Source organism: Corallococcus sp. Z5C101001 (genome assembly GCF_007352635.1).
Classification (GTDB): Bacteria; Myxococcota; Myxococcia; order Myxococcales; family Myxococcaceae; genus Corallococcus; species Corallococcus silvisoli.
Window position 1 is genome coordinate 235428 of the sequence record NZ_VKLU01000006.1, and the last position, 13384, is coordinate 248811.

Here is a 13384-nt window from a genome sequence, read left to right on the forward strand (position 1 = left end):
ATGGGAAGGTTCGAGACACAGCGAAGGCGTGGCGCGGCGCTCGTCGTCGCGGCGGGCCTGCTCGCCTCCGGTGTTCGGGCGGAGGAGGCCTCCGCCTCCTGCACCGCGACGGTCTCCGGACGGCGCGTGGTGGTCCGGCCGGAGGCGAGCGCCTTCATCTCACCCGAACTGGACCGGCTGATCCGCCTGGGCCTCGCGGGGAAGCTGGAGGTGGAGCTGACGCTCTGGCGGCGCCGCGCCTTCTGGTTCGACACGCGCGTGGACAGCGCGCGCGTGACCCAGGTGCTCGCGTTCACCCGCGCGAGCTACCTGCTGGATGGACGGCTCCTGACGGAAGGCGTGGGCACGCTGGAGCTGGAGCGCGTGGCCTGGACGCTGGATGCGCGGGTGGCCACGGACGAGCACTTCTTCGTGCAGGTGGAGGTGCGGCTGCACGTCGTGACGGCCGCCAGCCTGGGCCGCATGGCGCGGTGGCTCACCCAGGGGGAGGCGCCGGACGCGGACTCCGAGGTCCGGACACCACTGCTGGGGAGCCTGTTGCGCTCCGTCGCGGAGGACCTCGCGCGGCAGGCGTCCACCCGCTGCGACGTGAGCCGGCAGCCTTGAGAGCGGCGCCTGCGCGATGCCCTCTCCGGTCGCGGCAGGCGCCTTCTCCAGCGCCTCGCAAGAAACGTCCCCTGGGCCGCGCGGCTCAGGGACCGGCAGGCAGGGGAGCGTCCAGCAGGTCGCGCACGTCCGGCACGTCCACCACGAGCTGAAGGAAGTTGCGCAGGATGCGCGCCGTGGCGCCCCAGATGACGTGCTCGCCGTGCGTGTAGAAGTGCACGTCGTGCTCCAAACCCTCCCACATGTGGCGCTCCACGCGCACGATGGACGGGTCCAGCAGCGCCGCCAGCGGCACCTCCAGCACCAGGTCCACCTCCATCGGATTCGGCACGTACTTCCCGTCACCGGGGATGACGCCCACATAGGGATGGATGCGGTACGACGACGTCGTCGGCGTCTCGTCCAGCAGGCCCAGGACGCGCACGTCGCCGCGCGCGATGCCCAGCTCCTCCTCCGTCTCGCGCAGCGCCGTCTCCAGCGGGGTGACGTCCCGCGCCTCCTGCCCCCCGCCCGGGAACGCGTACTGGCCCGCGTGCGTGCGCAGGTTCGTGGGCCGCCGGGTGAAGAGGACGTAGGGCACGCCCTGCCGCTCGAACAGCGGCAGCAGCACCGCGGCCTCGCGCAGCGCCCGGCCAGGCAGCTCGAACGTCCGCGCCGGCCTCGCCTTCAGCCGCGCCTCCAGCGCATCGAACAGGACCTCCACGCGCACGACCTACCCCTTCCTCAATCCGTGACCTGCTTCTCCACGGGCGGCTTGGTTGGAGCCTCGGGCGTGGCCAGGTTCTCCACGCCGGACATCGGCTTGAGCACGCTCGCCTGCAACAGCCCCAGGAGCAGCACGCCCAGCGCGATGCGGTACACCACGAACACCAAGGTGGTGCGCCGCTTCAGGAAGCTCAACAGCCAGGCGATGGCGCCCATGCCCGAGACGAACGCCACCAGCGTCCCCACCACCAGGGCCATCGTGGATGGACGCTCCGTCGCCTCCAGCAGGTGCTTGAGCTCGAAGATGCCCGCCAGCGTCGTCGCCGGGATGGACAGCAGGAACGAGTAGCGCGCCGCGTCCTCGCGCTTGAGCCCCAGCGACAGGCCGCCCGTGAGCGTCGTGCCGGAGCGCGACGAGCCCGGCACCAGCGCCAGGGCCTGCCACAGGCCAATGAGGATGCCGTCCCGCCACGTCATGTCCGCGACGGTGCGCGAGTGCGACGCGCGCTTCTCCACGATGAACAGCACCACCGCCAGCACGATGAGGCTGCACGCGATGATGTAGAGCGACCGGAACTGCGTCTCGATGAGCTTCTTGAACGCCAGCCCGCAGATGCCGATGGGCAGCGTGCCCACGCCCACGAACCACGCGAGCCGCGCCTCCAGCGTGCCGAACGGGTCGCGCTTCACCAGGCCCACGACGAACGCCTTCACCAGCGCGACGATGTCCTTGCGGAAGTAGATGAGCACCGCGGCCACCGTGCCCAACTGGATGATGGCCGAGTACGCCGCCCCCGGGTCTGGCCAGCCGAACAGCTCTGGCGCGATGCGCAGGTGCGCGGTGGAGCTGATGGGCAGGAACTCCGTGAGACCCTGGACCAGACCCAGGACGATGGCTTCAAGCAGGCTCATAGGGGGCGTGGGCGCCAGGGATATGCCCTGCCCCCCTGCCCCGCAAGCGCGAAGGTTCCCCACCCCGCCGTCCGGGTCCGCCACCCGACCGTCCGGCCTCCGAACCCGGGTAGGCTCCACCCCTCCATGCCGCCCGTCCCCCTGTGCCCCTGCTCCAGCGGCCAGCGCTACCGCCAGTGCTGCGCCCCCTTCCACCGAGGCGAGGCCGAAGCCCCCGACGCCGAGCGCCTCATGCGCAGCCGCTACAGCGCCTTCGCCCAGCGCGACGCCGCCTACCTGTGGAAGACACTCCACCCCGACCACCCGATGCGCGCCCGTCCAGAAGCGGACGCCGTGCGGGAGCTGCGCGCCTTCGCCCAGGCCCACCAGTACCCGGGGCTGGTGGTGCTGGGACACCAGCCACCGGACGCGTCGGGGCTCGCCCGCGTCCTCTTCTTCGCCAAGGTGTTCCAGAAGGGGAAGGACCAGTCCTTCGTGGAGCGCTCCGACTTCCGCCACGACGGCACCGGCTGGCGCTACCTGGACGGCGTCCTCAAGCTGCCGCGCGAGCTGGCCGTGTCCCCCGAATCCCTCACGCTCGACACCTTCCCCGTGGGCTGACGGCGACCGCGAAAAGCCCCCGTCAGGATTTTCGCGGGCCCTCGTCCCTGGGAGTGCTGCCCGGCCGGAGAGGCCCTACACGCTCTGGTAAGGCTCCACCACCATGGGGCTCGCGGTTCGAATCCGCTCTGGCCTGAAACGCCACCCAATCGCGGCTTCTCCACTCGGGCAGCATCCTTTTCTCCCTCCGTCACCGCTCGGACCTCGCGTCCCTGTCGAGTGACGAGAGGTCCCGGTCATCACCGTCGCCACCTGGAGCGCCATCCGCGCCCAGCGACAGAATGGCCGGGCCCCCCTTGTCCAGCGTGTACATGGAGTCGTTGCCCCACGGGTCGCGGGGGAGCGCGGTGAGGATCCGCTGCTCCACCAGCGCGCAGTCCCGTGTCCGGCAGCCGGCCCTTCTGTATCGCGTAGAGCTGGAGGGCGCCCCCCAGCGCCCCGAAATCCATCGTCACGCGCTGCTGCTTCGCGGTGCCCAACTGTCCAATCACCGCCACGCCCACGGCGGCGGCGATGAGGCCCAGGAGGGTGATGACGACCATGATCTCAATCAACGTCATGCCACGACGGCGTCGCTGCTGTTTGTCCATGTCTGTCTTTCCGACGCACTGGCAGCGCAGGCCACTGTCAGCGTGTCCTCACGAAGAGCCCGGAGGCACGGCGCCCCACGCGCCGGCTCCGGGGGAGGACCTGGGCAGTCTCCTCATTTGAAATTTCCCCTCGGAGAACCCGTGAGCGGCCGAGCAGGCGGGCTCAGAGGGAGAAATGAGAATGAGGGGATGCTTCAGGGTGCCAATGCCGCCACCCACTCCAGCAAGAAGAGGAAGAAGGCGCTGGGGGCACTGGGCGAGCGGCTGGTGCTGCACTTCCTGCCGCCGTACTGCCCGGGGGGCACCCGCATCGAGCGCGTGTGGTCATTTAGCCTGGAAGAACCAGCTGCGCCGCCTTCGCGTCCGCGATGAGCGCAGGGACGACGTCCCCTTCGGCTTCCTCGTCCCCGGTTTCCGCATCATGCTCCTGCACCGCCGCTGCTCTGACATTTGTTGGGAGCCGCCACATGACTATGCATTGCGTCATCCCCCAAAGCGCGAATTCCACGATGTCCCCTTTCATAACATTCGCATCAGGAGGTAGTCTCCACCCTGCGCCGGGGGAGCGGTTCCCCTCGGCGTAGACCGAAAGGGAGACACCATGAAGATCCTCAAGGCGTTGAGTGACCGCTTCTTGAAGTTGTTCCTGTCCGAGCTTCCCGCAGGTGCCTGTGTTCCGACCCACGGCGAGTGCTGTACCGCCAAGGGGCTGTCCCACAGCTGTACCGGGCCCTGCGTCAAGTCCACTGTCTGCTGATTCCTGCTTCATGACCATGACTGGATGTGAGCCATTCACGTCCAGCCGTGGTTTTCACAAGGGCTTCCGTTGAACGCGGTCAATCTAGGCTGTCGACTGATGCTGGCCATCGTGTTCGCGCTCGCCGCGTTGGGAAAGGCGCGCGGACACAAACCCTTTGAAGAATTCATCCAGACACTCGAGAACTTTGGCCTTCCGCGCTTTCTGGCCGGGGCGCCGCTGGCGGCCACGTTGATCCTGGCGGAAGCCGCCTCCGCGCTGCTGCTCCTGGTGGGCATGGGGGCGGGGTACGTGCTGGCGCTGCTGCTGCTGGCGGGCTTCACGCTGGGGCTCGCGTGGGTGATTCACCGGGAAAAGAAGGTCGCGTGCCGGTGCTTCGGTGCCAGCAACGCTCCCGTCAGCGCGGCGCACCTGGTTCGCAATGGGCTGTTGCTGGCCATCACGGTCATTGGAGCGGTGACCCACGCGGCCGGCTCGGGTGGGCTGGCGGTGGGAATGGGCGTCATCGCGGGGACGGTCGGCGCCCTGGCGGGGCTCTTCGTCACGCGCTGGGATGATCTGGTGTTCTTGTTTCAAGGACCGCAGTCGCTGGCTGCGTTGTCGCGAACCCGACGAGACTGAGGCAGCCGATGGTCGAAACGCTTGTCGTGGGTGGTGTCGTCCTCGCCGTGCTGGTGGTGGCCAACCTGTTGCTGACCCTCGCGCTCGTCGGTCGGCTGCGCGCGCTTCAGGAGATGGTGGCCAACCAGGTCGTCCTGCGCGACCCGGCGTTGCCGCAGAAGGGCGATACGGTCGGCCGCTTCGAGGCCACCACCGTGGAGGGCGAGTCCTTTACGGATGCCGCCCTGCGGGAGGGACGGACGCTGGTCGGCTTCTTCGCCGCGGGCTGCCGGCCTTGCGCCTCGGTGCGCAAGCAGCTCCTCGAGTCGCCTCCCGGAGTGCCGCTCATGGCGTTCATCGAAGGAGACCCTGGCGACCCGGACACGGTGGCACTGGGTGCGTCATTGAAGCATATGGCCCGGGTGGCGTTGTTGTCCGAGGGTGACTCCGTCACGCGGGCCATCAAACAGGCGGGCTATCCCACGCTCGTCCTCGTCGACGAGGGCGTGGTCGCGGCCTCGGGGCACTACCTCCACGAAGTCCTGACATGAGCGAGCCGCACGGGGAGCGGGGGCCCCTGCGCGAGTTGTCGCGCACGGTGGGCGCGGCCGTGGCGCTCCAGTGGCGCGCGGCGCCGCTGGCGTCCGGGTTCGCCTTCCTCCTCACGCTGTGCACCGGCTCCGTGGCCGCCGTGGGCGGCTGGCTCACCAAGGAGTTGCTGGATGAGCTGGGCCGCGGGGACCTCGCCGACCCGCAGCGGACGCTCACGCTGGCGGTGGGCGCCGCCTCGGTGGCCGGCGGCTCCATGGCCATCCTCAACGTCTCCGAGTACCTGTCCGGAGTGATTCGCTGGGGCGTCACCCTCGAGGTCGAGCGCTCCCTCTTCGCGAAGGTGGCGGCCCTGGAGGGCCTGCACCACTTCGAGGATCCCGCCTTCCATGGCCGCTTGCGGCTCGCGGAGGAGGCCGCCCGGGACGCGCCCCAGCAGCTCATCGAGTTCGTCAGGGCCATCCTTCGCATGATGGTCTCGGTGGGGACGCTGAGCGCCGTGGTCCTGGCGGTGTCGCCCCCCATGGCGCTGTTGCTGGTGCTGGCGGGTGGCGTGGCCCTGATGGCCCAGCTCGTGCGCAGCCGGTGGCTGGTGGAGCTGTCAGCGGCACTGGTGCCGACGTATCGCTGGCGCGACTTCTACCATTCGCTGCTGGTGGACGTGCGGGCGGCCAAGGAGAGCCGGCTGTTCGGATTGGGGGAGCTGCTGCTGGAGCGAATGGTGGCATCGCTGCGCAAGGCGGCGGACCGCGAAATGGCCGTGACCCGCAAGGGGCTGGCCGTACAGGCGGCGCTGTCGGTGCTCACCGCCGGAGTGGCGGCGGCCGGGGCCTTCATCGTCGCCCGGGGCGCGCTCCAGGGGCGGCTCCAGATTGGAGATGTCTCGCTCTTCCTCGCGGCCGTGGCGGGCATCCAGGGCGCCTTCAACGGGCTCCTCTCGCAGGTCGAGTTCGCGAGCCGCAGCGTCCAGACCTTCAAGAACTACCTCGACATCATCGACCTGCCGGTCCGCGCGCCGGAGGCTTCGCGTCCGGTGGCGCGGCTGCGGCACGGCATGGAGCTGCGCGACGTCTGGTTCCGCTACGACGCCAGCGGCCCATGGGTGCTGCGGGGGGTGAGCCTTTTCATTCCAGCGGGGGGCTCGGTAGGACTCGTTGGCGTCAACGGTGCCGGCAAGAGCACGCTGGTGAAGCTGCTGTGCCGCCTCCATGACGCGGAGCGCGGCCAGGTCCTCTGGGACGGAGTGGACGTCCGCGAGCTGGATGCCCAAGCGCTGCGGCGGCGGATGACGGCGACCTTCCAGGACTTCATGACGTATGACTTCACCGCGGCGGAGAACATCGGCCTGGGGGACCTGGACCGGCTGAAGGACGCGGCGCGAATCCGCGACGTGGCACGGCTGGCGGAGATCGACGAAAAGCTCGCCTCGCTCCCCTCGGGTTACGACACGCTGCTGAGCCGCGTGCTCGAAGGGGAGGACGAGGACATGCCGGTGGGCGTCTCGCTTTCCGGAGGCCAGTGGCAGCGACTGGCGCTGGCGCGGGCCCTGATGCGCGAGGACGTCGACCTGCTGGTGCTGGACGAGCCAAGCTCCGGCCTGGACGCCGCCGCCGAGTTCCACATCCACCGGACCCTGGCGCGACACGGGGAGGGGCGGGCACGGCTGCTCATCTCCCACCGGATGAGCGCGCTGCGAAGCGCGGACACCCTCTTCGTCCTCTCCGAGGGCCAGCTCATCGAGCAGGGCTCGCATGACACGTTGATGGCGATGGGCGGCGAATACGCGCGCCTGTTCACGCTCCAGGCGAGCGGCTATCAGGACGAGCGCGTCGCATCACGGGCGAGCCCGAAGGAGGTCGCATGATGCTCATGGCGATGGGCCTGGGGGCCGCGCTTCTCGTGGCGGGGGCCGGGGTCGCGTCCTGGGCGCGACGCCGCTGGATTGTCGTCGCGGTGCAAGGCAACAGCATGTCGCCCACGCTGCATGACGGGCAGCGGCTCGTCGCGAGGCGGCTGGACCGTTCGAAAGGCCATGCGCGTTCAGATGTCGTCGTCTTCCTGATGCCCGCGGCGCAGCGCGCGACGTTGGGCGATGAAGCGCTCCCCTACCTCGTCAAGCGGGTGGCCGCCGTGGCGGGAGACCCGGTGCCGGACTGGGCCCGGGCGGCCCTCGGTGCCAACGGCCAGACGCGCGTCCCTCTCGGCAAGGTGGTGGTGTCCGGAGACAATGCAGTGAGCCAGGACTCACGGCAGTTGGGCTACATCGACGCGGAGACCCTCATCGCCATCGTGCGGCTCTGACGCGCGGAGGCGCTGGACGTGAGGATGGGGGCAGTGCACGCAGCGAGAACACCTCCGTGGGCTTGGGCGATAGATAGTCATCAAGTGCCACCGCCACGTTCTCCGTCGCGGCCCTATCGCAGCCCTCGCGGCCGTCCGCGACGAGAGCCTGTCCGCAGGGTTCAGCGCCCGCAGGCTCCCGGGACGGACCGCCTGACAGTCCAGGTTGGGTTCGGAGAAGTCCGACGTCCTGCCCCAGGTGGACCACGAGTCGCAGTAGCAACCCTTGATCCCGATCAGGGTCGTGTGGGCCGCATCGCTGTAGTAATTGATTGCGGCGTGATAGCCGGAGCAGTCAGGAATCTGCATCGGATAGTTCCGAAGGCTCCTCGGAAGACGGCGTGCTCGCGAACGAGTTGTGCGAATCGCTCCACCAGCGGGCGGAGTCGTTCATCGCTCATGCGCGCGGCATGGCCATGAACCAGTAGGTGCCCTGGGTGAAGAGCGAGTGCGTACGCCGTTTCACCGTATTCACCTGTCAGGAACGCCCGTACCTGCTCTTCGATGACCGGCGAGCCCCACGCGTGCGGCGTCGTGTCTGTCTTTCTGGCACGAGCACCGCCCCCCCTGACGTCGCCTCGTGCCACCCTGCCCCCATTACCCGAGAGGCCGGAAACCCCGCCGGAAACCGGTGCTCGCGCAATCACCAGGCCCATCCCCACCCCTTGCGCGCGAGCCGTCCTCCGCGATACACGCCCCAGCAATCGACTTTGCGAGTCAATCTCAATTTATCCAGCCGAAGCGGGAATCCGTGAACGGCGAGCGAGGCGGGTCCATGCGGGGACACAAGGTGATGTGGGGTGCGTGGGTGGCGGCGGGGCTGCTGCTCGGTGCGTGCGGCGATGACACGGTGACCCCGCCGTCGGGCAACGGGGATGCGGGCGTGACCGTGGACGCGGGCACGACGACCGACGCGGGCACGACGACCGACGCGGGCACGCAGGTCTCCGCCCCCACGGTGTCGTTCACCTCGCCCGTGGAAGGCGCCCAGGTGGAGCAGGCGCCGGTGCGCATCCAGGCGGTGGTGCACGCGGAGGGCGGGCTCGCGACGCTGAGCGCGAAGCACAACGCCGGCGCGGCGACGGACATCCCCGTCACGCGCGGCCAGACGGAGCAGACCGTGACGGTGCCCGTGGACGCCGTGGCCGGTGAGAACACGGTCACGCTCCGCGCGGTGGACGACGGCGGCCAGGCCACGGAGGCGACGCTGCGCTTCACCTACGCCCCGCCCGCGGTCGACACGGCGGCACCGGAGCTGGTGCTCACCAGCCCCACCGAAGGCCAGGACCTCACCGTGTATCAGGTGCGCGTCACGGGCCGGACCACGGACAACGTCGGCGTCACGGACCTCACCTTGCGGCTCAACGGCGGCGCGGAGCAGTCCGCGGCCGGGACGCTGGGCCCGGATGGCACCTTCGCCTTCGTGCTCACGCCCGGGCGCGGTGACAACACGCTCGTGCTGCGCGCCCGCGACGCGGCGGGCAACATCACCGAAAAGCAGGCCCACTTCCGCTTCGGCCGGTGGGTGAGCGGCGGCGGCTCGCACTCGGCGCTCGTCCGCGACGGGAAGGTGTACGTCTGGGGGAACAACAACCTGGGCCAGCTCGGCGTGGGTCAGCCCGGTCCGGAGGCCGGGTACTCGCCCTCGCCGCTGCCGCTGTCCGGGCTGCCTACGGTGAGCGCGGTGGCGTTCGGACAGAACAGCTCGCTGGTGGTCGGGACGGACGGCACGGTGTGGACGTGGGGTGACAACAAGAACGCCCAGCTGGGCCTGGGCGTCCCCGGCGCCGGCACGCTGGACACGGCGACCCGCTACGCCCCGGTGCGCGTGCCGTCGCTGACGGACGCGGTGACGGCGGTCCGTGGCTACACGCACGTGCTGGTGCTCGCCGAGGACCACACGGTGTGGGCGTTCGGCGCCAACAACGTGGGGCAGCTCGGTGACGACACGACGAAGGCGGCCTCCGATGTGCCGGTGAAGGTGGTGGACCTGACGGACGTCATCCAAGTGGCCGCCGGTTCGGAGCACTCCGTGGCGCTGCGCGCGGACGGCACCGTGTGGATCTGGGGCCGCAACAGCTCCGGCAACCTGGGCCTGGGCACGCAGGACAGCACCGCGCACGCGCGGCCCGCGCAGGTGCCAGGCCTCACGGACGTGGTGGACATCGCGGCGGGCAAGGACCACACGCTCGCGCTGCGCGCCAATGGCACCGTCGTCGCCTGGGGCCTGGGCGCGAACGGCCAGCTGGGCCAGGGCCTGAGCGGCGCGGACGGCAACAGCAGCGTGCCGGTGGCGGTGCTGAACCTCACCCAGGCCACGGGCGTGTTCGCCAACGGCACCGTCAGCTTCGCCCTCCGCGCGGATGGCACCGTCGTCGGCTGGGGCCAGAACGCCAACGGCACGCTGGGCACGGGCGACAAGGTGTCGCTCACCTCTCCCTCGACGCCCGTGGTGGGGCTCTCCAACGTGACGACGCTGGGCGTGGGCGCGCTCCACGCGGTGAGCGTGCGGCGCGACGGCTCCATCTTCGGCTGGGGATGGAACTTCAAGGGCTGCGTCGGCGGTGGCCCCGCCGCCAAGGAGTCGTGGGCGTACTCCGAGCCCCTCCAGGTGACGCTGCCGTGAGGTGGACCGTCCCCCTGCTGCTGGCGCTGTGCGCGTGCGGCGGCTCCTCCCCGCCGCCCGGGGAGGACTCCGTCCCCCCACCGCCTCCCGCCGACACCGAGGCCCCCGTGGTGCGCATCGACGCACCCCGGCCGGGCCAGCGGCTGGTCGTGAGCCGCCTGCGCATCGCGGGCGACGTGGGTGACGCCACCCGGGTACAGGTGTGGCTGGATGACGGAATCTCCCGGACGTTGTCCGTGGTGGGATCCACGCTGGCCCTGGAGCTGTCCGTGCCTCCGGGCTCGCACGTGCTCCACGTGTCGGCCACGGACGAGGCGGGCAACACGGCGACCCAGGACGTGGCGTTCTCCGCGGGGCCTGAGCTGGGCGGGGGCCTGAGCCACACCGGCGTGCTGCGCCAGGGGCGCTTCGCCTCCTGGGGCGCCAACGGCCAGGGACAGCGCTGCGACACCACCACCGCCGAGCGCCCCACGCCGTCGCTCGCGCTCGAGGACCAGCGACCCGTGGGCACGCTGTCCGCCATGGACACCACGGCGTGGATCTCCGCGGAGGGCAGCGCGTGGCTGTGCGGCGCGCTGGCGTCCTCGCTCGAAGCAGGCGGAGCGCAGGCGGGCGCCGCACGCCGGATTGAAGGCGTGAAGGACGTGGTGGGCGTGGCGCTGGGGACCGGGCACGTGCTGCTGCTGGACGTGAGCGGCCAGGTGTGGGCGTTCGGCGTCAACGCGCGCGGACAGCTGGGCCTGGGGGCGGAGGGCGAGGCGGTGACACAGCCCACCGCCGTGCCGGACCTCACCGACGTGATGCAGGTGGTCGCGGGCAGCGAACACTCGGCGGCGCTGCACCGCGATGGGACGGTGTCCGTCTGGGGCTACAACCGGGACGGCGTGCTGGGCACGGGTGAGACGGAGGCGCGCGTGCAGGCGTCCCCCGAGCGCGTGCCCCACCTCGAGCAGGTGGAGCACCTGGCCTCCGGGCGCAGTCACCTGCTCGCGCTCCTCGCGGATGGAACCGTGCGCGCGTGGGGCACGGGGACTTCGGGACAGCTGGGCCACGGGGACTCGGGTTTCGGCGGGGGCCGTGCTCAGCCCACGCCGGTGCTGGAGCTCACCGGCATCACGGCGGTGACGGCCGCGAACAACTCCAGTTGGGCGCTGCGCCGCGACGGCACGGCCTGGGCGTGGGGCCTCAACAGCACGGGCCAGCTCGGCGTGGGTGACACCAACGCCCGGGTCAAGCCCGCGCGCCTGGCCACGGACCTACCGCTCATGGAGCTGGCGGCGGGAGCCCAGCACGGGCTCGCCCGTACACGGGACGACGCCGTGCTCATCTGGGGCAGCAACCTCAGCGGCCAACTGGGCCTGGGGGAAGGCGCACCCAAGAACGTCTCCACGCCCCGCGCCGTGACCTTGCCCTGAGCGCCAACGCTCCCGCGCCATGACGCCCGAGCACCGGCGGCCTGGCGCGGTAGTCCCCTCTTCGAAGCCTCAGCGCCCGTCTCCCACCGGGCGTTCGCGCGCCTCCGCGCATCCTCCCCTCGCTACACTGACGCCGCCCATCATGCGCTCCGGAACCCCGGCCCTCTCGCCCCTCCTCGTCCTGGGACTCACGCTCGCGCTCGCGTCCTGCGGCGAGTCTCCCGCCAAGCCGCCCCCGGAAGAGACGCCGGTGGAGCAGCCCCCTCAGGAGGTTCCGCTGGAGGTCGCGCCCCTCGACCCCGACGAGTCGCTGACGGGCGGCGCCACCACGGTGTTCCGCGCCGACCCCGAGGCCTTCGTCCAGCCCATCGCGAACCTCACGGTGGAGCGCAAGTCGCGCTTCCTCCTGGGAGAGGCCAACTTCGAGGTGGACTGGGTCCCCGCGCCCAGCAGCCAGCGCGACCGCGACGGCCTGGGCCCGCTCTTCCACGCCACCTCCTGCCTCGCCTGCCATGTCGCCAACGGCCGGGGTGCGCCCGTCGCGGGCAACACCAAGGCCCCTGCCTCCCTGCTCGTGCGCCTCTCCGTGCCCGGCACCGGCCCGCACGGCGAGCCCGTTCCGGAGCCCACGTACGGCGACCAGTTCCAGCCTCGAGCCATCAACGGCGTCCCCGCCGAGGGCCAGGTGCAGGTGACCTATGAGTCCCTGCCTGGACTCGCGCTCCAGGGCGAAGGCAGCGTGGCGCTCCAGGCCCCGCGCTACGCGCTGGTGGAGCTGGGCTATGGCCCGCTCTCGCCCACGGTGCGCATGTCCCCGCGCATCGCCCAGCCCATGGTGGGCCTGGGCCTGCTCGCGGCCATCCCGGACGCGACGCTGCTCGCGTGGGCGGATCCCGACGACCGTGACGGCGACGGCATCCGCGGCCGCCCCAACCGCGTGTGGAGCGTGAAGGAGGGCCGCGAGGTGCTGGGCCGCTTCGGCTGGAAGGCCAACCAGCCGGACCTGGAGCACCAGGCCGCGGGCGCGCTCCTGGGAGACATGGGCCTCACGACCTCCTTGTTCCCCCGGTCCGCGTGCACCGCCGCGCAGACGGCGTGCCTGCAAGGCGCCACCGGCGGAGAGCCGGAGGTGGATGACGCCAACCTCGCCTCGCTGTCGGACTACTCGCACCTCATCGCCGTGCCCGCGCGACGGGGCGCGGAGCGCGAGGACGTGCGCACGGGCAAGGCCGCCTTCCTGCGCGCGGGCTGTGACCGGTGCCACCGCCCCACCACCGTCACCGGCGAGCTGCCCGGCTTCCCGGAGCTGTCGCACCAGCGCATCTGGCCGTACACCGACCTGCTGCTGCACGACCTGGGCGAAGCGCTCGCGGACGGACGCGACGACTTCCTGGCCACCGGCACCGAGTGGCGCACCCCGCCCCTCTGGGGCCTGGGCCTCACCGCCACCATCAACGGCCACACGCGCCTGCTCCACGACGGCCGCGCGCGCTCCGTGCTGGAGGCCATCCTCTGGCACGGCGGCGAAGCCACCGCCTCGCGCGAAGCCGTGCAGCGCATGTCACCGAAGGAGCGCACGGCGCTCCTCACGTTCCTCGACTCGCTCTGACGCCATACAGCGCATGTCGCCGAAGGAGCGCGCAGCGCTATTCACACTCCTCGACTCGCTCTGACGCCATACAGC

At 70.7% G+C, this 13384-nt stretch carries 12 protein-coding genes and 1 pseudogene; 9 read left to right on the forward strand and 4 right to left on the reverse strand.

From position 1 onward, the window contains the following. Positions 1-606: a hypothetical protein gene (locus tag FOF48_RS16055; protein WP_143902544.1), complete on the forward strand. Its 606-nt coding sequence runs from the start codon at positions 1-3 to the stop codon at positions 604-606. Between the two features lie 85 nt (positions 607-691). Here the strand turns inward: FOF48_RS16055 and FOF48_RS16060 are convergent, their stop codons facing one another. Both FOF48_RS16060 and FOF48_RS16065 read right to left on the reverse strand, forming a co-directional pair. Next, positions 692-1315 (reverse strand): CoA pyrophosphatase, encoded by a 624-nt coding sequence (locus FOF48_RS16060; RefSeq protein ID WP_143902546.1) that lies wholly within the window; start codon positions 1313-1315, stop codon positions 692-694. 14 nt (positions 1316-1329) lie between these two features. Further along, positions 1330-2223, reverse strand: coding sequence for an undecaprenyl-diphosphate phosphatase (locus FOF48_RS16065; protein ID WP_143902548.1), 894 nt, complete (start codon positions 2221-2223; stop codon positions 1330-1332). 126 nt (positions 2224-2349) lie between these two features. Between FOF48_RS16065 and FOF48_RS16070 the strand changes: the two genes are divergently transcribed. Next, complete coding sequence (locus FOF48_RS16070; protein WP_143902550.1) at positions 2350-2823, forward strand: YchJ family protein; 474 nt, start codon at positions 2350-2352, stop codon at positions 2821-2823. Between the two features lie 190 nt (positions 2824-3013). Here FOF48_RS16070 and FOF48_RS37725 read toward each other — a convergent pair whose 3' ends face one another. Next, positions 3014-3190 carry a type II secretion system protein GspG gene (locus tag FOF48_RS37725; protein WP_370456587.1) on the reverse strand — a complete coding sequence of 59 codons (177 nt, stop codon included), beginning with the start codon at positions 3188-3190 and terminating at the stop codon, positions 3014-3016. A 163-nt stretch (positions 3191-3353) separates the two neighbouring features. Next, positions 3354-3413, reverse strand: a pseudogene (locus tag FOF48_RS37730) (prepilin-type N-terminal cleavage/methylation domain-containing protein); the annotation flags it as partial. A gap of 826 nt (positions 3414-4239) precedes the next feature. Between FOF48_RS37730 and FOF48_RS16085 the strand changes: the two are divergent. The 7 genes from FOF48_RS16085 to FOF48_RS16115 all read left to right on the forward strand — a co-directional run bounded on the left by FOF48_RS16085 (position 4240) and on the right by FOF48_RS16115 (position 13309). Then, positions 4240-4791, forward strand: coding sequence for a MauE/DoxX family redox-associated membrane protein (locus tag FOF48_RS16085; RefSeq protein ID WP_255442253.1), 552 nt, complete (start codon positions 4240-4242; stop codon positions 4789-4791). 8 nt (positions 4792-4799) lie between these two features. After that, on the forward strand, positions 4800-5321 hold the full coding sequence (locus FOF48_RS16090) for a hypothetical protein (protein WP_143902554.1): 522 nt from the start codon (positions 4800-4802) through the stop codon (positions 5319-5321). Further along, positions 5318-7183, forward strand: a complete 1866-nt coding sequence (locus FOF48_RS16095) for an ABC transporter ATP-binding protein (RefSeq protein WP_143902556.1) — start codon at positions 5318-5320, stop codon at positions 7181-7183. The genes FOF48_RS16090 and FOF48_RS16095 overlap by 4 nt, the downstream gene beginning before the upstream one ends. Then, positions 7180-7620 (forward strand): S26 family signal peptidase, encoded by a 441-nt coding sequence (locus tag FOF48_RS16100; protein WP_255442254.1) that lies wholly within the window; start codon positions 7180-7182, stop codon positions 7618-7620. Before FOF48_RS16095 ends, FOF48_RS16100 begins: the two co-directional genes overlap by 4 nt. 814 nt (positions 7621-8434) lie before the next feature. Then, positions 8435-10285: a chromosome condensation regulator RCC1 gene (locus FOF48_RS16105; RefSeq protein WP_143902558.1), complete on the forward strand. Its 1851-nt coding sequence runs from the start codon at positions 8435-8437 to the stop codon at positions 10283-10285. Next, positions 10282-11700 carry a hypothetical protein gene (locus FOF48_RS16110; RefSeq protein WP_186001930.1) on the forward strand — a complete coding sequence of 473 codons (1419 nt, stop codon included), beginning with the start codon at positions 10282-10284 and terminating at the stop codon, positions 11698-11700. Before FOF48_RS16105 ends, FOF48_RS16110 begins: the two co-directional genes overlap by 4 nt. A gap of 142 nt (positions 11701-11842) precedes the next feature. Continuing rightward, entirely contained in the window at positions 11843-13309 is a 1467-nt protein-coding gene (locus tag FOF48_RS16115; RefSeq protein WP_143902562.1) for a di-heme oxidoredictase family protein, read from the forward strand. The last annotated feature ends 75 nt before the right edge of the window (positions 13310-13384 follow it).